Below are 19043 nucleotides of genomic sequence, written 5' to 3'. Positions count from 1 at the left end.
TCCTTTGCTTACGTCGTTCGTGCGGGTGTACGGGTGGTCTGTTCACCTGGGGGAACGGCAGGTGGGGGCGGGGCCGGCGGCGGGGGCCGGTGCGGGGACGAGCGGCTGTCGCCGAAGCAGGCGCGCAGCCGGGTCATCAGCCGGATGAGCTGAGCGACCTCCTCCTCCGTCCAGTCGCTCAGGCGCTCGGCCAGCAGTGCCGTGGAGCGGCGGGACAGCTCCAGGAGCATGGCCTCGCCGGCGGGGGTGAGGCGCAGGATGCGGGAGCGTTTGTCCGCCGGGTCGGGGGAGCGTTCGATCCAGCCCCGCTCGGCGAGGTGCGCGGCGTGCCGGCTGGTCACCGACATGTCGACGGCGAGCAGCTCGGACAGGGCGCTCATCCGCAGGTCGCCCTGGCGCCCGAGCAGCGTCAGCACGGCCGCGGAACCCGCCGAGCAGTCGGCGGGCAGGATCCGCCCGAGGTCCCGCTTCACGGCCCCGACGGCGCTGAGCTGACGCGCCAGCTCCTCGTACTGCGCCTGCCCGGCCATCACACCCCCCGTTTTGTTGCTTAGGGCAACCATAGAAGCGCTTGGTTGCTACAGGCAAATAAAAGGGCCTGCCGGGCCGCAAAAAGTTGGCAAAGGCAAGTATTGCGCCAGTAAACACACTGGTGGGGCTGGTGGCTGGCGGGCTGGTGGGCGGGCGGGGCCGGTGGTGCGGGGAAGGGCCCCGTGGCGACCCCCGCTTGGGGACGCCCGGCCGGTTTCGCTAGGGTCTCGGGGCATGGCTAACACCCAGGGCCCCCAGGGCAACCACGACCCCGCCGGCAGCACCCAGATGTTCCGGGCGTTCGTCGACGAGGGCGCCCCGCCGGCGTCCCGTCAGGCCGCCGCGCCCGCCGGCCCCCGTATCGGCCTGATCGTGGGCATCGTCGCGGCGGTGGCGATCGTGGCGGCGGTCGCCTGGCTGGCGCTGAAGTAACCGGAGCGTCCTCACTCCCAGCGCAACGTCACGTCCCGCGTCTCCACGCGCATGCCCGGCGGGACGCGCCAGGCGTCCACGCATACCGTCCAGGTGCCCCGCTCGCGGGCGCCCGGGGCGATCGGCGCGGGGAGCCGCCGTGTCGTCTCGACCGTCTTCCAGTCGATGCCGATGCCGTCGATGATGTGCGTGCCGAGTGTCACGGTGCCCGAACGCACCGCCGTCCCGCCCACGTTGTGCAGGGTGAGCGTCACCTGCTCGCACCAGCGGCGGTCGGTGGGGGCGCGTTCGGGCTCGCTCGCGTTCAGGACGGCCGGGGCGGCGGGCGCGGTCGTCGAAGGCGTCGGGAGCGGTCGACCCGGTCGCGGGTCGGAGGAGCCGGGAGGGCCGCTGCCCGGCGTCGGGTCGGGGCCGTCCGGCGACGGGCCCCCGGGGGCCGGATCGGGGCTGTCGGGCATCGGGGACGGGCTGCCGGGGGCCGGGGCGGTGGCGTCCGCCGGTGCAGCCGGCGGTCGCGGGGGTGCCGGGCTCCGAGGCGGCCGAGGGCGTGCGTTCCCGGCCGCGGGGGAGGAGGGCTCCCCGTCCAGCGGGACCAGTCGTACGTCCGCCGTGGGGGACACTGCCGTGAGCGGCGGGTCCGGTGCCGAGCCCAGGGGCACCCGGCCCTCGTCCTGACCGCCCGTACCCACGACCAGCAGTCCGCCCGCCGCCGCGAGGACGGCCGCCGACGCGCCCAGCACGGCACCTCGGCGGCCCTGTCTCCCTGTCGGTGGGCGCATCGCGCCAGTGTGGCTGACGGGTCGTCAGTAAGGAACCCCCCGGAAGCCCCGGGGGTCTCTCGTCCGCAAGGGGGCTAGTCGGAGATCAGGCCGTCGCGGAGCTGGGCCAGGGTGCGGGTCAGCAGCCGGGAGACGTGCATCTGGGAGATGCCGACCTCCTCGCCGATCTGCGACTGGGTCATGTTGGCGAAGAAGCGCAGCATGATGATGCGCCGCTCGCGCGGCGGCAGCTTGGCCAGCAGCGGCTTCAGCGACTCGCGGTACTCCACACCCTCCAGCGCCGTGTCCTCGTAACCGAGGCGGTCGGCCAGGGAGCCCTCGCCGCCGTCGTCCTCGGGGGCCGGGGAGTCGAGGGAGGAGGCCGTGTAGGCGTTGCCGACCGCGAGGCCGTCGACCACGTCCTCCTCGGACACGCCCAGCACCGCGGCCAGTTCGGCGACCGTCGGTGAGCGGTCCAGCTTCTGGGAGAGCTCGTCGCTGGCCTTCGTCAGGGCCAGCCGCAGCTCCTGGAGCCGGCGCGGCACCCGCACCGACCACGAGGTGTCGCGGAAGAAGCGCTTGATCTCGCCCACGACCGTCGGCATCGCGAAGGTCGGGAACTCCACACCGCGTTCGCAGTCGAAGCGGTCGATCGCCTTGATCAGGCCGATCGTGCCGACCTGGACGATGTCCTCCATCGGCTCGTTGCGCGAGCGGAAGCGGGCGGCCGCGTAGCGCACGAGCGGGAGGTTGAGCTCGATCAGTGTGTCCCGGACGTAGGCGCGCTCGGGGCTGTCCTGGCCGAGGGCGGCCAGGCGCAGGAACAGGGAGCGGGACAGGGTGCGGGTGTCGATGGCCCCCGTGACCGGGAGGGCCGGGGCGGGCGCGGCCTCGAGGGCCGTGACGTCGTCGAGCAGATCGGGCTCGACGGGCGTGACGGGCTCGGCGGGCGCGGACTCGCTCTTCATGAGCGTGAGCACCTTCGAGCTGCCCTGTTCTGCGGACATGCCACCCCCTTTGGGTCGCGGGACGGTCGCGGCGGACGCTTCCCGGAGAGGAAGGTCAGCCTTCACCTGAATACCGGAGCCGAAGGCCCGGCAAACGCGCTTCCCGCAGAATGTCACATGTCGGCAACACGCTGTAGTGACATGTCGACATCTGAGTGATGAATCGGCCCTGGAAAGAGGGGGTGTGACGGTTCTTCAGCGCAAATCTGTCGGGATCAGCCGCGCTGGGCGATTCGCTCGTGACGGTGATCACTCGCACCCGTATTCGGGATGCGGTCGCGCCCCTCCTGACGGGCTGTCGTCCGGCTACGCGTCGATGCGGTTCGCCGAGCGCAGGCGCTGGAAGCTGCGGGCCAGGAGCCGGGAGACGTGCATCTGGGAGACGCCGAGTTCCGCGCTGATCTGGGACTGGGTGAGGTTGCTGTAGTAGCGCAGCAGCAGGATCCGCTGTTCGCGCTCGGGGAGTTGGACCAGGAGGTGGCGGACGAGGTCGCGGTGTTCCACGCCGTCCAGCGCCGGGTCCTCGTAGCCGAGCCGGTCCAGCAGGCCGGGCAGGCCGTCGCCCTCCTGGGCGGCCTCCAGGGAGGTGGCGTGGTAGGAGCGGCCGGCCTCGATGCAGGACAGCACCTCGTCCTCACCGATGCGCAGCCGCTCGGCGATCTCGGCGGTGGTCGGGGTGCGGCCGAAGCAGGTGGTGAGGTCCTCGGTCGCGCTGTTGACCTGCACCCACAGCTCGTGCAGCCGGCGCGGGACGTGGACCGTGCGGACGTTGTCGCGAAAGTACCGCTTGATCTCGCCGACGACCGTCGGCATCGCGAACGTCGGGAACTGCACGCCCCGGTCCGGGTCGAAGCGGTCGATGGCGTTGATGAGACCGATGGTGCCGACCTGGACGACGTCCTCCATCGGCTCGTTGCGGGAGCGGAAGCGGGCGGCCGCGTAGCGCACGAGCGGCAGGTTCGCCTCGATGAGCGCCCCCCGTACGCGGTTGTGCTCCGGGGTGCCCGGCTGGAGTTCCTTGAGCTGGCCGAAGAGCACCTGGGTGAGCGCCCGGGTGTCGGCGCCGCGCCGCTTCTCGGGAACGGGGGCGGGCTCGGACGCCTCCTCCTGGGGCGGCGCAGTACTGGCCGACACGGTCAACGCCACCTCTTCATCGGTCAATCATCCGTCAAAAGCGGTCATAGCATCACAAGACATGTGCACTGTGTGCAAGCACCCGATAACGCCGTGTTGAGGGACAAGTTGAGGCCTGAAACACCGTGGAGCCCCCCGCCTTTTCCGGCGGGGGGCTCCACGGTGTCGACGAGGTGCCGCTCAGAACTCGTAGTCGGCGACCACCCAGGTGGCGAACTCACGCCACAGGGCGACGCCCGCCTGGTGGGCGGGGTGCTCGAGGTAGCGCTTCAGGGCGTCCGCGTCCTCGACCGCCGAGTTGATCGCGAAGTCGTAGGCGATGGGACGCTCGCTCACGTTCCAGCCCAGCTCCCAGAAGCGCAGCTCCTCGATCTGGTCCCCGAGGGCCCGGAAGGCCGCCTCGCCCGCGACGACCCGGGGGTCGTCGCGTCCGACGCCCTCGGCGAGCTTGAACAGGACCAGGTGGCGGATCATGGGCACTCCCCGTGCGGGCTACTTCGCTCCGTCGGCGATCCAGGTGAAGAAGTCGCCGACGGCCTTGGCGGCGTCCGATATGCCCTCGAAGCCTATCTGGACGTAGTCCGCGGCCTTGGCCGGGTCCGTGATGATCACGTAGAGCACGAAGACCACGAGTACGTAGACGGCGATCTTCTTGGCGTTCACCGCCACCGCGGCCTCCCTGTGACTGCCCCTAGGGGCCCCTGCTGACGGCGGCGAGTGTAACCGCCGGTCGGATTGTCACACCGTAGGCGCGTGGGGCGTCGCACGGCACGTCTTATAGGTCCTTGCACTGTGCCCGCCTGGGCCGCGCGGCCTGATCAGGCGCTCACCGTGCAAGACCCCCTAGGCGGGCGCCGCGATCCGCGCCACTCGGGGAGCCACCAACGCGCGGTAGGAGTCGGTGCGCAGGGCCACCGACTCGTCAAGACGCCCGGTGTTGAAGAAGATCTCCTCGTGCGCGAAGAGGTCCGGGTCCGCGACCACCTCCAGGTCCGGGTCGAAGCTCAGCGGCATGATCGAGCCGCTCACGCACCCGGTGAGCTGCTCCGCGACCCCGCGCACCGCGAACGACGCCTCCTCCCCCGCGTACAGGGCGGTCAGCGCGGCGAGGTCCACACGGCGGTCGCCGGGGACCACCGCGATCACGTAGCGCCGCCGCTTGCGGCTGAGGGCCACCCGGATCACCAGGCTCTTGGCGGCCTGCTCCAGGCGGTGTCCGCGCAGCGCGCTGGCGAGGTCGGTGCGACCCTGCGGCGCGTGGCTCAGGAGGCGGTAGTGGGCACCGCCTCTGACGAGCAGGTCGAGCAGTCGGGTACGGCTGTCCACGGTCGCGGGCGCGGGGGACATGGGGATCCTTTCTGGACCTGGGAGAGGGAGTCGCTCAGCGGTCGCGCAGCTCCAACGTGCAGCACTTGACGCTGCCGCCCGCCTTGAGCAGTTCGGTGAGCTCGACGCCGACGGGTTCGAAGCCGCGGGCGCGCAACTGGGCGTGCAGGCCGGTGGCGGCGGTCGGCAGCAGGACGTGACGTCCGTCGGAGAAGGCGTTCAGACCGAAGACGGCCGCGTCCTCGGCGGAGGCGATCACGGCGTCCGGGTACAGGGCCCGCAGCACGGCCCGGCTGCCCGGGGTGAACGCCTCGGGGTAGTACATGATCTCGTCGTCGGACAGCACGGCGAGAGCGGTGTCGAGGTGGTAGTGGCGGGGGTTGACCAGCGTCAGCGAGGTCACCGGCACCCCGAAGAACTCCTGCGCCTCGGCGTGCGCGCGGATGTCGGTGCGGAAACCGGTGCCGGCCAGGATCTGCCGGCCGACGGTGAGGAAGTCGCCCTCGCCCTCGTTGATGTGCTCCGGCCACAGCACGTCCCGGTAGCCGTGCTCCTGGAACCAGCGCAGGTAGGCGGGCCCTTCGGCGGTGCGCTCGGCGTGCCGGAAGCGGGCGCCGTAGACCTTGCCGTCGACGACGGTGGCGCCGTTGGCGGCGAACACCATGTCGGGCAGGTCCTCGACCGGCTTGATCTCCTCGACGCTGTGCCCGAGTTCGACGTACAGGTCCTTGAGCCGCTCCCACTGGCGCAGCGCGAGGGTGTTGTCGGTGCTGCGCCCGGGGTTCATCCAGGGGTTGATCGAGTACGTGACGTCGTAGTGCCGCGGCCGGCACATCAGCAGCCGGCGGGAGGTGGCCTTCCGGACGGGCCGCTCGGCCCGGTAGGTCGAACCGGTGGGGACGATGGTGTCGGTGACGGGCACGGGTGCTCCTTCGGCGGTTCTCATGGGTGGTGAGGGGTGACCGGCCCGCGCGGGGGTGGGCGGACGGGCCGGGTCGTGCGGTGGGTGTCGGTCGGGCCGGTGGTGTGCGGGAGGGCGTCGGGCGGTTGGTCGGTGGTCCGCGGGAGGGTGTCGGGCGGGGGGCCCGTCGGGCGGAGGTAGTGGTGTGCGGGCAGGTGTCCGTCAGGTGGAGACGGTGGCTTCTTCGTCGTCGCGGACGTCCGGCCCGGCGGGCGGGTCCTGCGGTTCGGCCGGCTCGTCGGAGGCCCGCAGGCCGGCGTGGGCGAGGGCGGCCGCCAGGACGCCGAGGACCGCGCAGGCGACCCACACGCCGTCCCCCCAGCGGGTCCACACGAGCATGCCGAGGGCCGGGCCGACCGCCGAGCCGAGACCGAACACGGCCTGGGAGGCGGCGATGTAGCGGCCGCGGACCTTCTCCTCGGCCTTGGCCGGGTGTGCCCACAGCGTCGGACCGCTGACCATCAGCCCGCCCACGCTGACGGCGGTGGTCAGCAGGATCAGCGCGGGCACACTGCCCGGCAGGCCGAAGCCGGCGATGCCCAGGCAGTACACGAAGGTGCCCACCGTCGCGGCCGTACTGGCCCGCCAGCGGCTCACCCGGGCGGTCACCGCCAGCTCCAGACTGATCAGCAGCGCCGAGGACAGGGTCAGGACGACGCTGTAGAGGGCCGTGGAGTGGCCGGCGTCCTCCAGGTCGACCGGCAGCACCGCGAAGAACTGGGCGTAGACCAGCGCGCTGAACAGCATCGACGTCAGGTAGAAGAGGAAGCGGTGGTCGCGGACCATCACGCCGTACGCCGAGCGCTGGTCCTCCTTCGCCGCGGGGGCGTCCTTCTTCCCGGCCGCCGGCCTGGGCAGCAGGGTGGCCGCCAGCAGCGCGTACGTCAGGGCGGTCACGCCGTCGAACCAGAACAGCAGGTTCCAGTCGATCTGGATGAGGCCGGCGGCGAGCAGCGGGCCGGCCGCGGCGCCGGTGTTCATGGCGATCCGCAGCATCGAGAAGCCCATGACCCGGTGCTCGTCCGGCATCAGCTCGCTCAGCAGCGCGGAGGCCGCCGGGCGGTAGGACTGGGTCATCAGACCGAGCAGGACGACCAGGCAGAGCAGCACCGGATAGGCGCCGGGCTCGGCCAGCCACGGGATGACGAAGACCAGGACCGCGGAGCCGCCCATCGCCGTGACGATGGTGTTGCGGCTGCCCAGACGGGACGTCAGCTCGCCGCCCAGCACGGTTCCGGCGACCGCGCCGACGCCGTAGGCACCGAGCAGGAAGCCCGCCTTGTCGACGCCGTAACCGCGGTGCGTCAGGTACAGCACCAGGAAGGTCTGGACGAAGGCGCCGAGCTGGTTCAGCAGCACGCCGCCGAGGAGGTAGCGGACCGGGCGGGGGGTGGCCCGCAGGGCGTCGAGGACACCGGGCGCGGCCGGGTCCTTCCGGGGGCCCTTCCTGGGCTTGGACATCACAGACTCCTTGGGGGGATCCGGCGGGTTCAGGAACCGATCGCCTGGTCGAAGGAGAAGACCCCGTCCGGGTCGTACTTCTCCTTCACCTGGACCAGGCGCTCGTAGTTGGCGCCGTAGTAGGCCTCGCGCCAGTTCGTCAGCTCCGGGTCGACGAAGTTCTGGTAGGCGGAGCCGGTGACGTGCGGGGCCAGGTCGGCGTGCAGGCCGTTCAGCCAGTCGAGGTGGGCGGCGACGCGGTCGGGGCCGTCGTCGTCCGTCCAGGAGGTGTCCAGGGAGACCAGGAACAGGGTGTCGCGGTGGACGAAGGCGGTGGCGTCGGAGGCCACGCGGTTGATGGCGCCGCCCCAGGAGAACAGTCCCGCCCCGCCGCCGTCGGCGTTGTGGCTGCCGGGCCAGCGCTCGATCCAGGACAGCAGGGTCTCGACGCCCTCGACGGCCAGCGGCTCGCGGACGTAGTTGGAGCGCAGCGCGAACCGGTCGCCCGTGGTCGCGTGGACCATGTACTTGTTGGCCTCCCAGAACGTCCGCTCGATGACGTCCTTCGAGACGGGGGCGGCCGCGCGCAGCACCGGGTCGAGGATCTCCAGACAGGCGCTCGCCGGTCCGAAGAACTGTCCCTGGAGGGTGACTTCGAGGTGGTCGCGGACCGCGCCGAGTCCGGTGCCGTGCGTCCACACCCCGAGCCGGGCCGCGAAGTCGTCCGGCGCCTGCTGGACCATGCGCTGGCCGGCCTCCAGGACGGCGGCGGCGTCCGCCCACTTCCAGGTCAGGTGGAACGTCGTGACGTCCGGGACGGGCTGCGCCTGGAAGGTCAGCGAGACGTTGATGCCGAAGTTGCCCCCGCCGCCGCCCTTGCAGGCCCAGAACAGGTCGGGGTTCTCCCGCTCGTTGGCCACCGCGAGGGAGCCGTCGGCGAGGACCACCGTGGTCTCCACCAGGGCGTCCGCGGTCAGCCCGTAGCGGCGGGCGGCGAACGCGGCGCCGCCGCCCAGCGCGAGCCCCGCCACGCCCACCGTCGGGCTGGTGCCGGTGGAGAAGACCATCTCGTACGGCTGCACCGCGTCGTAGACATGGCTGATCTTGGCGCCGCCGCCGGCGACGACCAGACCGGTCGAGCCGTCCGCGCGGGTCTCCGTGAGCCGGCTCAGGTCGATGACCAGGCCCTCGTTGACGGAGTACCCGGCGAAACTGTGGCCGCCGTTGCGGGCGACGACCGGGACGCCCTCCTCACGCGCCCACACCAGGGCCCGCCGTACGTCGGCGGTGTGGGCCGCGGTGACGACGGCGGCCGGGGCGCGGTCGCGGTAGCGGGTGTTGAACAGCCTGGATCCGACGCGGAAACCGGCGCTGCCCGGCAGGAAGACCCGGCCCTCCACCTCGCCCGCCAGCCGGGAGAAGTCCGCCATGTCAGCGCACCTCCTCGATGAAGGAGACACCGCTGTCGGCATGGGCGCCGTAGCGCTCCCAGCGCTCGTGCAGCCGGATCCGGCCGTCCTGGAGCACCTCGGGGGTGTTGACGCTGTGGCCGGAGATCACCCGCCCGTCGTCGAGGACCATGCTGTAGGAGAAGCTGATCACGCCGTCCGCGTCGCGGGTGCCCGCGAGGGAGCCGCGGCGCACGTCACCGCCGGCGAACTCGGCCCAGACCAGGTCGCCCGACTGCCGGTACCGCGCGGTGGGGGCGTCGTCGGCCGGGTCCTTGAGGACCTTCCGGAATCGCTTGCCGTCGTAATTGATCACGTCCGCCATGCAACCGGCGGGCGGGGTTGCCCGGAAGGGGTGCGGCCAACGGCCAATCAACCGGACGCCGGCGGGCCCCGGACGGGCGTTGATTGGCCTTCCCGGACATGGCTTCCGGGCAATGCCCGCACCCCGTGGAATCGGATCGTCACTCGGCTTCAGGAGGCGATCAGCGCGTGGACGAGACAAGCGCCGTGAACACGGACGGGACGGGCGCCCAGGACGGCGTCGTCCTGCTCATCGGGTGCGGGCTGCGCACGTACCGCGAATACCTGCTGGCCGGCGCGGCGGCCACCCACCCGGTCTGGCTGTTCACGGGCGAGGAGCCCGACTGGCAGACCCCCCACCTCACCGGACACACCGTCGTGGACGTCACCGACCGGGCGGCCGTGCTCGCGGCGGCGAAGGAACTGGCGGATCGCGTCACCGTGCGCGGAGTCCTCAGCTGGGACGAGACGCTGATCGTCACCACCGCGCACGTCGCCGAGGCGCTCGGGCTGCCCGGTGCGGGCGTCGACGGCGTGGAGGGCTGCCGGGACAAGTTCCGCAGCCGCCGGCTGCTCACCGAGGCCGGCGTCGACCAGCCCCGCTACGCCTGGGTGGACACCGCCGAGGAAGCCCTCGCGGCGGCCGCGTCGATCGGCTACCCGGTGGTGGTGAAGCCGCGCGGGATGGGCGCCAGCATCGGCGTCGTGTTCGCCGCGGACGCCGGCGAGGTGGTGGACGCCTTCCGCACCGCCGACGAGGCCAGCCGGATCGGCGCGGTGTCCTACCGGGGCGGCGCGCTGGTCGAGGAGTACCTAGAAGGCCCCGAGATCAGCATCGACGCGGCCGTCGTGGACGGCGCGTACCTCCCGATGTTCGTGGCCCGCAAACAGGTCGGGCTCTTCCCGTACTTCGAGGAGATCGGCCACCACGTCGCCGCCGACGACCCGCTGCGCACCGACCCCGAGCTGCTGGCGATGCTGCGCGCCGCGCACCGCGCCATCGGCTACGGCTACGGCATCACCCACACCGAGGTGAAGCTCACCGCGCGCGGCCCGGTCATCGTCGAGATCAACGGCCGGCTCGGCGGCGACCTCATCCCGCGCCTCGGGCAGCTCGCCACCGGAATCGACCCCGCCCGCGCCGCCGTGCGCGCCGCACTGGGCGAGCGGCCCGACTTCACCGACACCGAGGCCCGCACGGTCGGCATCCGCTTCGGCTACCCGCCCGAGGACTGCGAGGTCGTCTCCGTCGTCCCGCCCACCGAGGCCGAGGGCCTGCTGGCGGCCGCGGCGATGGCCGGGCCCGGCACCGAGCTGCGGCTGCCGCCCAACGGCTACCTCTCCCGCCACTCGTACGTCATCGTCACGGGCGCCGACCCGGTCGAGACGGGAATCCGCCTGGACGTGGCGGCGGCGGCGGTCGCGCTGGACCGGCGTCCGCTGACGGTGGCCGTGCCGGCGCCGGCCTGACGGCGGCCCCCGTCCCCCGGGGGCTGCCGCCCCCAGACCCCCGCTCCGGCCCCGCACGGGCCTCGGCCCCGAACGCCGGGCGGGCTGGATCACCGGACCCCTTCTCTGGAGTACTTCATGGCACACCGCACCGTCGAACTGCTCGCCGTCGGCGCCGGCCCGGCGAACCTCGCCCTCGCGGTCGCGCTCGAGGAGCTGGCCCCCGAGCTCGCGGGCCGCACCCTCGTCGTCGAGCGCGAGGAGAACGTCGTGTGGCAGCGGGGGATGCTGCTGCCCGACGCCCTGAGCCAGGTCTCCTTCCTCAAGGACCTGGTCACGATGCGCAATCCGCGCAGCGAGTTCTCGTTCCTCAGCTTCCTCCAGGCGCACGGTCGGCTGGACGCCTTCGTCAACCTGGGCAGCTGGGTGCCGTACCGCAGTGAGATATCCGAGTACCTCCAGTGGGTGGCGGACTCGCTGACCGGGGTGCGCGTCGAGTACGGGCGCGGGGTCACCGCCGTCGCCCCCGTGCACGGCGCCGAGGACGAGATCACCGGCTGGACCGTCGAGCTGGCGAACGGCGACACCGTCGGCTGCCGCTACCTGGTGATCGGCGCCGGGCGCGACGCGCACGTGCCGGCCGTGTTCGAAGGGCTGCCCGCCGAGCGGGTCATCCACTCCACCGAGTACCAGCAGCGCGTCGCCGCCCTGCCCACCGACCGTCCGCTGCGGATCGCCGTCGTCGGCGGCGCGCAGAGCGCGGCCGAGCTGTTCGGCGCGGCCCTGCGCGACCTGCCCGACTGCCGCCCCACGATGATCATGCGCTCGATCGGCCTGAACGGCTACGAGAGCAGCAAGTTCACGAACGAACTGTTCTACTCCTCGTTCGTCGACGACTTCTACGAGGCCGCCCCCGACGCCCGCCGTCAGCTCCTCGCGGAGATGCACCGCGCCAACTACGGCGGCCTGGCCCCGGCCACCCTCGACGGCCTGTACCGGCAGTTCTACCGGGACCGGCGCGACGGCACCGGACGCCTCGGCATGATCACCATGACCGACGTCACCGGCGCCGCGACCGACGGCGACGACCTCGTCCTGACCCTCACCGACCGCCGCACCGGCGCCGTGCGCGAACTGCGCACCGACGTGCTGCTGCTCGGCACCGGCTTCGCGCGCGGCATGCCCCGCCTGGTGCGCGCCCTCGGCGACGGCCTCGGCCTCGACGACCTCCAGGTCACCCGCGCCTACCGGCTGGAGCTGGGCCGCCCGGCCAGCGGTGCCCTCTACCTCCAGGGCGTCAACGAGGCCACCCACGGCATCGCCGACTCCCTGCTCAGCGTCCTCGCCGCCCGCTCGGCGGAGATCACCGAGGACCTCCTCAAGCACCGAGCCGACCACCCGGCGGGGGACCGCGAGCCCGCCCTCGCCGCCGCCTGACCTCGCGACCGCTCCCCACCAGCAGAGAGACCCACATGCTCATCAAGAACCTGGACCGCGCAGGCCTCACCCACGAGAACGGCCTCGACGCCCAACGGCTCCTGCCCTGGCCCCAGTTGAACGCCCCCTTCGAGGGCTCCTGGTGCGTCATCCGCCCCGGCACCGCGTCCACCGCGCACGGCCACCACGAGTACGAGATCTTCATCGCCCTGCGCGGCGAGGCCTTCCTGGAGTCCGGCGGCGAGCGCGTGCCGTTCAACGCCGGCGACATCGTGCACTTCCCGCCCCACCAGGAGCACCGGGTCGTCAACGACTCCGACGCCGACTTCGAGATGTACAGCGTCTGGTGGGACGCCGAGATGGCCGAGCGCTTCACCGCCCGTCACACGACCCAGGAGGCGTGAGCCCCATGAGCCGAGACCAGCGCCGCACCGTCATCATCGGCCCGCCCCCCACCCCCAACGGCGACCTGCACGTCGGCCACATCGCCGGCCCCTACATGGCGGCCGACGTCCACGCCCGCTACCTGCGCGCCACCGGACAGCCCGTGCTGTACACGACGGGCACCGACGACAGCCAGACGTACGTCGTCTCCAGCGCGGCCAAGCTCGGCACCGCTCCGCAGGCGCTCGCCGAGAAGTCCTGGCACGACATCCGCGAGACGCTCGGCCTGATGGGCATCTCCGTCGACGGCTTCGCCCCCTTCGACGACGGCTACCGCGCGATGGTCCTGGACTTCCTGACCCGGCTGCACGAGGCCGGCAGGTTCAGACTGCGCACGGTGCGGCTGCCGTACGTCGAGGCCACCGGCGAGTTCCTGATGGAGGGCCTGGTCAGCGGCGGCTGCCCGGTGTGCCTGGCGGTCAGCCGGGGCGGGCTGTGCGAGGGCTGCGGCCACCCCAACAACTTCACCGAGCTGACCGACCCGCGCTCCACGGTCGACCCCGACGCCCGGGTCACCCACCGCGAGGCCGAGATCCTCGTGCTGCCGCTGGAGGAGTACCGCGAGCAGCTCACCGCCTTCCACGAAGCCAAGCAGTCCACCTGGCGCCCGCACATCGTGCAGTTGATGCGCGAACTGCTGGCCCGCCCGCTGCCCGACTTCCCCATCACCTACCCGACCGGCTGGGGCATCCCCGCGCCCTTCCCCGAGACCCCGGGCCAGGTCCTCAACGCCTGGGCGGAGGGCATGCCGGCCTCCATGTACTGCACGGCCGTCGCCCAGCGCGCCCACGGCGAACAGCCGGCGAGCGACGACGAGCTGTGGCTCGCCGAGAACGACATCCGGCTGGTCTACTTCCTCGGCTTCGACAACGCCTACTTCTGGGGACTGACCCACCTGACGCTGCTCCTCGCCCACGAGGGCCGCTACGTCGTCCCCGACGCCATCGTCTGCAACGAGTTCTACGAGCTGGAGAACGAGAAGTTCTCCACCAGCAAGGGCCACGTCGTGTGGACGCGCGACCTGGTCCGCGAGGTCCCCCGCGACCTCGTCCGCTTCCACCTCGCTCTGACCGCCCCCGAACACGCCCGCACCAACTTCTCCCGGGCCGCCCTGGAGAAGATCGCCGGCGAACGGCTGGTCGAGCCGTGGAACCGGCTGGCCGGCCTGCTCGGCAAGGCGGTCGCCGAACTCGGCGTGGAGGGCCAGGACCTGCCGGTCTCCGCGGAGGCGAACGCGCGCCGGGCGGCCGTGGCCGAGCGGTTCGTGGCCGGCTACCAGCTCACCGGCTACAGCCTCAGCCGCACCGCCGACCTGATCCCGCTGCACACCGATCGCCTCCTCGGCCGGGCCGAGGCCCTGCTCGACGGGCTGTCCGCGGCCACCCGCGAGAGGGCGACCGCCACCCTCGGCGACCTCTTCGCGGAGCTGCGCACCCTGCTCGCGGCGGCCTCCCCGATCCTCATCGACCTCGCCGATCGGGCCCGTGCCGAGGGCGGCTTCGACGGCACGTTCACCGTGGCGCCGACGGAGCGCACGACCAGGCCGTTCACGGTCCCGACCCTGGGCTGACCGCCCGCAACCCCTACCCGCGAAAGGAGGTGCCCGATGCGCGTCACCGTGGTGGGCGGCGGCGTGATCGCCCTGCTGACCGCCGTGGAGTGCGCCCTCGGCGGACACCGGGTCACGGTCGTCGACCAGGGGCCCATCCCGTACAGCCGGGCCACCTCTTTCGACCAGCACCGCATCCTGCGCGCCCTGCACCCGGCCGACCCGCGCGCCACCAGCGCCGCACTGCACGCCCACCGGCGCTGGCTGGACCTGGAGGAACTGCTCGCCACCCGCTTCTACGAGCGGGTCGGCGCCCTCACCGTGCTGCCGCCCGCCGCGGCGGACGCCGGCGCCCTGCTCCTGACCGGCGCCGGCGGCCGGGCCCGCACCCTCACGGCGCCCGCGCTCGCCGAGCGCTACCCGCACCTCTCCCTCGACGGCGCCCTGGCCGGCGTCCTGGAGGACGAGGCCGGGGTGCTGCTCGCCGAGCGCGTCCTCGCCGCCTGCGCGGGCTGGCTGAAGTGGCAGCCCGGCGTCGACCTGGTCGAGCACCGGCCGGTGGTCGCGGTGGACGGCGAGCGCGGGCGGGTCCACCTCGCCGACGGACGGACCCTCGACGCCGACGGCGTGCTGGTCGCCGTCGGCCCGTGGGCGCGAGGGCTGCTGCCGGAGCGGGTGGCGAAGACGCTCACGCTGCACCGGCAGTCGCTGCTGTACTGCCGGGTGCCGAAGGCGCAGGCCGAGGCGTGGGCGGCCACCCCGGCGATCCCGGCGCTCGGCACCCGGCGGGGCGCCTGGCTGATCCCGCCGGTCGCCGGCACCGCGCTCAAGCTGACCTCCGCCGCCTTGTGCCACGAGGTCGACGACCTCACCGACCACATCACGCCCGAGGCGCACCAGCGGGAGCTCGCCGCCGAGTTCGGCGACCTGCTGCCGGGCTTCTCACCGGCCTGGGTGCTCGGCAGCAAGGACTGCTACTACCTGTCGTACGCCGAGACCGGCGGGCCGCTCGTGGTCACCCTCGGCGCGTCGGGACACGCCTACGCGGCCTGCGGCGGCTCCTCGTTCAAGTTCGCGCCGCTGATCGCCCGCGCCCTCGCCGACCGCGTCCTCGGCCGCGCCCACGCCCCGACGGGCCTGGCGGCGCTGGACACGGCCCCCCTCGACGCCTCCCCCTGACTCCCGAACGACTCGCGGAAGGACCGCCGCCATGAAGCTCCTGGCGATCGAAGCCCGGCAGAACGCCACCTACTACGTCTCCCGCTACGAGCAGGTCGTCGGCCTGGGCGCCGACCTGTACGTCCTCAACGGCGAGGGCACCGAGGACTTCTGGCCCGCCGGCCGCTACCGGATCGCCGGCTCACGGAACATCGAGGACCTGATCGCCGCCGCCAAGGAGTGGCACGCCGAGGAGCGGTTCGAGGGCGTCCTCACCTTCTCGGAGTCCGGGGTCCTCGCCGTCGCCGCCGTCGCCGAGGCCCTCGGCCTGCCCGGCATCGGTGTGGAGGCCGCCCGCGCCAGCCGCAACAAGCTGCTGATGCGCCAGGCCCACGAGCGCGGCGCCGCCGCCCACCCGTCCTTCCGGTTCGTCACCGACGAGACCGAGGCGCTGGCCGCCGCCGCCGACTTCGGCTACCCGGTGATCGTGAAACCGACCCTGGGCGCCGCCTCCCACTACGTCTTCCGCGCCGACGACGAGAGCGAGCTGCGCGAGCGCTACGCGCAGGCCGCGCAGGGCCTGACCGAGCTGTCCTGGTACGCCATGGAGGCCGACGGCCTCGACCTCGGACCGCACGGGCTGCTGGTGGAGTCCTTCCTCGACGGCGACGAGTTCCTCATCGAGGCCCTGGCCTGGGACGACGAGGTGCACCTCGGCTCGATCGTCGACCGGGTCACCGCCGAGGGCGACACCTTCGACGACGACGTCCACCACGCGCCGACCGCGCTCACCCCGGCCCAGATCGAGGCCGTCCACGCGGTCGTCGCCGCCGGCGCCCGCGCCCAGGGCCTCAGGCGCAGCGTGCTGCACGCCGAGGTCCGCTTCCACGAGGGCCGCCCGCACCTGGTGGAGATCGCCGTACGCCCCGGGGGCGGCGGACTGGACCACATGGCCCGCATCTCCGCCGGCTACGACCCGATCGCCGCCGTCGCCGACGTGGCGCGCGGCGTCCGCCCGCGGTCGGGCCCCTACACCCCGACCGGTGTGCACACCGCCGCGATGTGCCTGCTGCCGCCCGCCTCCGGCCGGATCGAGGGCGTCCACGTCCCCGACGAGGTCGCGGAACGGGACGACCTGTTCTTCCTCAAGGTCACCGCCAAGCCCGGCGACCTGGTCCGCCGTCCGCCGGAGGGCAACAACATCCTCGGCTTCCTCGGCGTGACCGGCACCTCGTTCGAGGACGCGATGTCCACCGCCGAGGAACTCGCCGCCCAGGTCCGCGCCGACCTCGTCTGAACCCAGGAGTGACCGACATGAACCGACGCCCCGTGATCATGGTGGGCTTCGTGCCCGTCGCGGTGACCTCGCTCGCCCAGTTCCAGCCGGAGGGCTCGGTGATCGTCGTCGACGAACCCGACGTCATCCGCAAGCGCGACCTGCGGCCCAAGGCCGACGAGGCCCCCGTCGTACGGGAGCTGATCGCCTGGGAGTACCAGCTCGAAGGCGCCGCCGACGCCTTCTACAACGCCCACCCCGACCTGGACCCCGCCGCGGTCGCCCCGCTCCAGGAGTACGCCACCCCCTTCGCCGCCCGCCTCGCCGAGCGCTACGGCCTGCCCACCGGCGGCTACGGCGCGCTGCGGATCCTGCGCGACAAGGCCCTGCTGCGCAGGGTCAGCGCCTCGGCCGGCATCCTCAACCCCGAGTCGGAGGAGGTCACCTCCCCGGACGAGGTGCGCGCCTTCATGGCCGCCCACCCCGGCCCCGCCGTCCTCAAGCCCGCCAACCGGCAGGCCGCCCTCGGCACCCGCATCCTCGCGTCCGCCGACGAGATCGACGAGGCCTGGGCGGAGACGACCGCGATGGACGAGGGCGTGATGGTCCCCGACCGCGGCATCGAACTGCGCATGCTGGTCGAGCGGTGCGTCCAGGGCCGTGAATACAGCGTCGAGCTGCTGGTGGAGCGCGGCCGGGCCCTCTTCGCCAACGTCACCGGCAAGGACCTCTACCCCGGCACCCGCCCGGTCGAGCTCGGCCACCTGGTCCCCGCCGACATCCCGGCCGAGCTGGACGCCCTGCTGCGCTCCGAGACCGAACGCCTGCTGACCTCGGTCGGTTTCGGCACCGGCATCGCGCACTGCGAGTGGATCGTCGAGGACGGCCGCCCCTACCTCGTCGAGTGCGCGGGCCGCTTCCCCGGCGACGGCATCGTCGACCTCATCGACCGCGCCTACCGCGTCGACCTCGTACGCTCCTTCTGGACGCTGATGAAGGGCGAGGAACTGACCGAGACGCTCCCGGTGAAGGCCCCGGGCGCCGCCGCGATCCGGTTCCTGCACACCGGCGAGGCGGGTGTCGTGGAGTCCGTCTCCGGTGTCGAGGAGGCCCACGGGCTGCCCGGCGTCGAGCTGTGCTCGGTGACCGTCGAACCCGGCGCAGAGGTGCGTGAACTGCGCAGCTCCTGGGACCGGATCGGCTCGGCCGTCACCGAGGCCGCCACCGGCGCCGAGGCCCACGCGACCGCCGTCCGGGCATTGGAGACGATCGAGGTCAAGGTCCGGCCCGCGCGGGGCTGACCCGCGCGGCCGGGCCCCACGGGAGAGGGAAGGCATGGCCACTGTCGAGGACGTGAGACGCCTGGCGCTCGCGCTGCCGCGCACCGAGGAGCACCTGGTCCGGGACCGGGTGAAGTTCCGCATCGGGCGGATCGTCTACCTGGCGCTGTCCCGGGACGAGACCACACTGGGCTTCGCGTTCCCGAAGGAGGAGCGCGAGGCCCTGGTCGCGGCGGAACCGGAGAAGTTCTCCCTGCCGCGCGCATCCGACCTGCGCTTCAACTGGGCGCAGGCCTCCCTGGGCGCCCTGGACCTGCCCGAACTGACGGAACTGATCACCGAGGCGTGGCGCCTGTGCGTCCCCGCGAAGGTCGCCCGCGCCCACCTCGGAACCGACCCCGCGCCCGTGCCGCAACCCCCGCAGCTCGGACAACTGCGCGCATCCGCCGAGGTGTTCGCCGGCTACACCGGCGTGGACCGCACCTGGCGGGAACTGCGCGAGCTGACCGCGCCCGGCCCCGACCTCACCGACCCCGCCCACCGCACGGCCCTGCACCGCTGGCTCAACTCCTGGGGCTGCCGGCTGCCCTACCCCCGCGAGGGCGAGCCGTACGCCCTGGGTGAGGGCCTCGCCGCCTGGACGGAGCAGCACCCCCTCCCCGACACCCCTCTCGCCGACCTGACCGACCCCGAGATCGAGACCCTCGCGGCGGCCTACGACGACCTGGCCCGGCTCCCGGCCGCGGTCCCGCCCCGCCGCCGCAGCCTCGGCCCCACGGCCGCGGCCAAGGCGCTGTACGCGCTGCGCCCGCACACCGTCATGCCCTGGGACGCGGCCATCGCGAGCGAGCTGTACGGCGCCCGCGACGGCGCCGCCTTCGCCCGCCACCTGCGTACCGGCCGGGCCTGGGCGCGGGCCGTCCTCGCCGAGAGCGGTCTGACCGCCGACGCGCTGGTCGCCGACCTCGGCCGGCCCGCCGTCACCCTCCCGAAGGTCCTCGACGAACACCTGTACGTGACTATCACCCGGCGCACGGCCTCCTGAGAGGTCCTTGCACTCTGCCCCCGGGGCCGCGCGGCCCGGGCGGGCACAGCGCAAGGACCCCTGAG

At 72.8% G+C, this 19043-nt stretch carries 20 protein-coding genes; 9 read left to right on the top strand and 11 right to left on the bottom strand.

Features of this window, described 5'->3' with window-relative positions; genetic code table 11:
* Nucleotides 1-8: 8 nt before the first annotated feature.
* Nucleotides 9-530: a MarR family winged helix-turn-helix transcriptional regulator gene (locus ACZ4YY_RS08835; RefSeq protein ID WP_468285538.1), complete on the bottom strand. Its 522-nt coding sequence runs from the start codon at nt 528-530 to the stop codon at nt 9-11.
* Between the two features lie 235 nt (nt 531-765).
* Between ACZ4YY_RS08835 and ACZ4YY_RS08830 the strand changes: the two genes are divergently transcribed.
* Nucleotides 766-963 (top strand): hypothetical protein, encoded by a 198-nt coding sequence (locus tag ACZ4YY_RS08830; RefSeq protein ID WP_468285535.1) that lies wholly within the window; start codon nt 766-768, stop codon nt 961-963.
* A gap of 11 nt (nt 964-974) precedes the next feature.
* Here the strand turns inward: ACZ4YY_RS08830 and ACZ4YY_RS08825 are convergent, their stop codons facing one another.
* The 10 genes from ACZ4YY_RS08825 to ACZ4YY_RS08780 all read right to left on the bottom strand — a co-directional run bounded on the left by ACZ4YY_RS08825 (nt 975) and on the right by ACZ4YY_RS08780 (nt 9353).
* Entirely contained in the window at nt 975-1421 is a 447-nt protein-coding gene (locus ACZ4YY_RS08825) for a hypothetical protein (RefSeq protein WP_468285532.1), read from the bottom strand.
* Between the two features lie 395 nt (nt 1422-1816).
* Nucleotides 1817-2728, bottom strand: coding sequence for an RNA polymerase sigma factor SigF (locus tag ACZ4YY_RS08820; RefSeq protein ID WP_468285529.1), 912 nt, complete (start codon nt 2726-2728; stop codon nt 1817-1819).
* A 306-nt stretch (nt 2729-3034) separates the two neighbouring features.
* The gene (locus ACZ4YY_RS08815) at nt 3035-3874 is read right to left on the bottom strand and encodes an RNA polymerase sigma factor SigF (protein WP_468286547.1); all 840 of its coding nucleotides are present in this window, start codon (nt 3872-3874) and stop codon (nt 3035-3037) included.
* 168 nt (nt 3875-4042) lie between these two features.
* The gene (locus tag ACZ4YY_RS08810; RefSeq protein WP_468285526.1) at nt 4043-4336 is read right to left on the bottom strand and encodes a Dabb family protein; all 294 of its coding nucleotides are present in this window, start codon (nt 4334-4336) and stop codon (nt 4043-4045) included.
* Nucleotides 4337-4354: 18 nt separating this feature from the next.
* On the bottom strand, nt 4355-4531 hold the full coding sequence (locus ACZ4YY_RS08805) for a hypothetical protein (RefSeq protein ID WP_468285523.1): 177 nt from the start codon (nt 4529-4531) through the stop codon (nt 4355-4357).
* A 174-nt stretch (nt 4532-4705) separates the two neighbouring features.
* Nucleotides 4706-5209 (bottom strand): YbaK/EbsC family protein, encoded by a 504-nt coding sequence (locus ACZ4YY_RS08800; RefSeq protein ID WP_468285518.1) that lies wholly within the window; start codon nt 5207-5209, stop codon nt 4706-4708.
* A gap of 34 nt (nt 5210-5243) precedes the next feature.
* Complete coding sequence (gene ddaH / locus ACZ4YY_RS08795; protein WP_468285515.1) at nt 5244-6110, bottom strand: dimethylargininase; 867 nt, start codon at nt 6108-6110, stop codon at nt 5244-5246.
* 201 nt (nt 6111-6311) lie between these two features.
* Nucleotides 6312-7610 (bottom strand): MFS transporter, encoded by a 1299-nt coding sequence (locus ACZ4YY_RS08790; RefSeq protein WP_468285512.1) that lies wholly within the window; start codon nt 7608-7610, stop codon nt 6312-6314.
* Between the two features lie 29 nt (nt 7611-7639).
* Nucleotides 7640-9019, bottom strand: coding sequence for an FAD-binding oxidoreductase (locus ACZ4YY_RS08785; protein WP_468285509.1), 1380 nt, complete (start codon nt 9017-9019; stop codon nt 7640-7642).
* A 1-nt stretch (nt 9020) separates the two neighbouring features.
* Entirely contained in the window at nt 9021-9353 is a 333-nt protein-coding gene (locus ACZ4YY_RS08780) for an avidin-fold protein (protein ID WP_468285506.1), read from the bottom strand.
* A gap of 176 nt (nt 9354-9529) precedes the next feature.
* On the opposite strand from ACZ4YY_RS08780, the gene ACZ4YY_RS08775 reads away from it, so the two are divergent.
* The 8 genes from ACZ4YY_RS08775 to ACZ4YY_RS08740 all read left to right on the top strand — a co-directional run bounded on the left by ACZ4YY_RS08775 (nt 9530) and on the right by ACZ4YY_RS08740 (nt 18978).
* The gene (locus ACZ4YY_RS08775) at nt 9530-10810 is read left to right on the top strand and encodes an ATP-grasp domain-containing protein (RefSeq protein WP_468285503.1); all 1281 of its coding nucleotides are present in this window, start codon (nt 9530-9532) and stop codon (nt 10808-10810) included.
* A 117-nt stretch (nt 10811-10927) separates the two neighbouring features.
* Nucleotides 10928-12226 (top strand): SidA/IucD/PvdA family monooxygenase, encoded by a 1299-nt coding sequence (locus tag ACZ4YY_RS08770; protein ID WP_468285500.1) that lies wholly within the window; start codon nt 10928-10930, stop codon nt 12224-12226.
* Nucleotides 12227-12261: 35 nt separating this feature from the next.
* The gene (locus ACZ4YY_RS08765) at nt 12262-12630 is read left to right on the top strand and encodes a cupin domain-containing protein (RefSeq protein WP_468285497.1); all 369 of its coding nucleotides are present in this window, start codon (nt 12262-12264) and stop codon (nt 12628-12630) included.
* A gap of 5 nt (nt 12631-12635) precedes the next feature.
* Nucleotides 12636-14240, top strand: coding sequence for a class I tRNA ligase family protein (locus ACZ4YY_RS08760; RefSeq protein WP_468285495.1), 1605 nt, complete (start codon nt 12636-12638; stop codon nt 14238-14240).
* 36 nt (nt 14241-14276) lie between these two features.
* Nucleotides 14277-15398, top strand: coding sequence for an NAD(P)/FAD-dependent oxidoreductase (locus tag ACZ4YY_RS08755; RefSeq protein WP_468285492.1), 1122 nt, complete (start codon nt 14277-14279; stop codon nt 15396-15398).
* Between the two features lie 31 nt (nt 15399-15429).
* On the top strand, nt 15430-16674 hold the full coding sequence (locus ACZ4YY_RS08750) for an ATP-grasp domain-containing protein (protein ID WP_468285489.1): 1245 nt from the start codon (nt 15430-15432) through the stop codon (nt 16672-16674).
* A 17-nt stretch (nt 16675-16691) separates the two neighbouring features.
* Nucleotides 16692-17954, top strand: coding sequence for an ATP-grasp domain-containing protein (locus tag ACZ4YY_RS08745; protein WP_468285486.1), 1263 nt, complete (start codon nt 16692-16694; stop codon nt 17952-17954).
* Nucleotides 17955-17988: 34 nt separating this feature from the next.
* The gene (locus ACZ4YY_RS08740) at nt 17989-18978 is read left to right on the top strand and encodes an MmcQ/YjbR family DNA-binding protein (RefSeq protein WP_468285483.1); all 990 of its coding nucleotides are present in this window, start codon (nt 17989-17991) and stop codon (nt 18976-18978) included.
* The last annotated feature ends 65 nt before the right edge of the window (nt 18979-19043 follow it).

This window comes from Streptomyces sp. NPDC030143, from assembly GCF_055573695.1.
The sequence above is the reverse complement of the archived record's forward strand: the minus strand, read 5'-3'. Positions and strand labels throughout refer to the sequence as shown.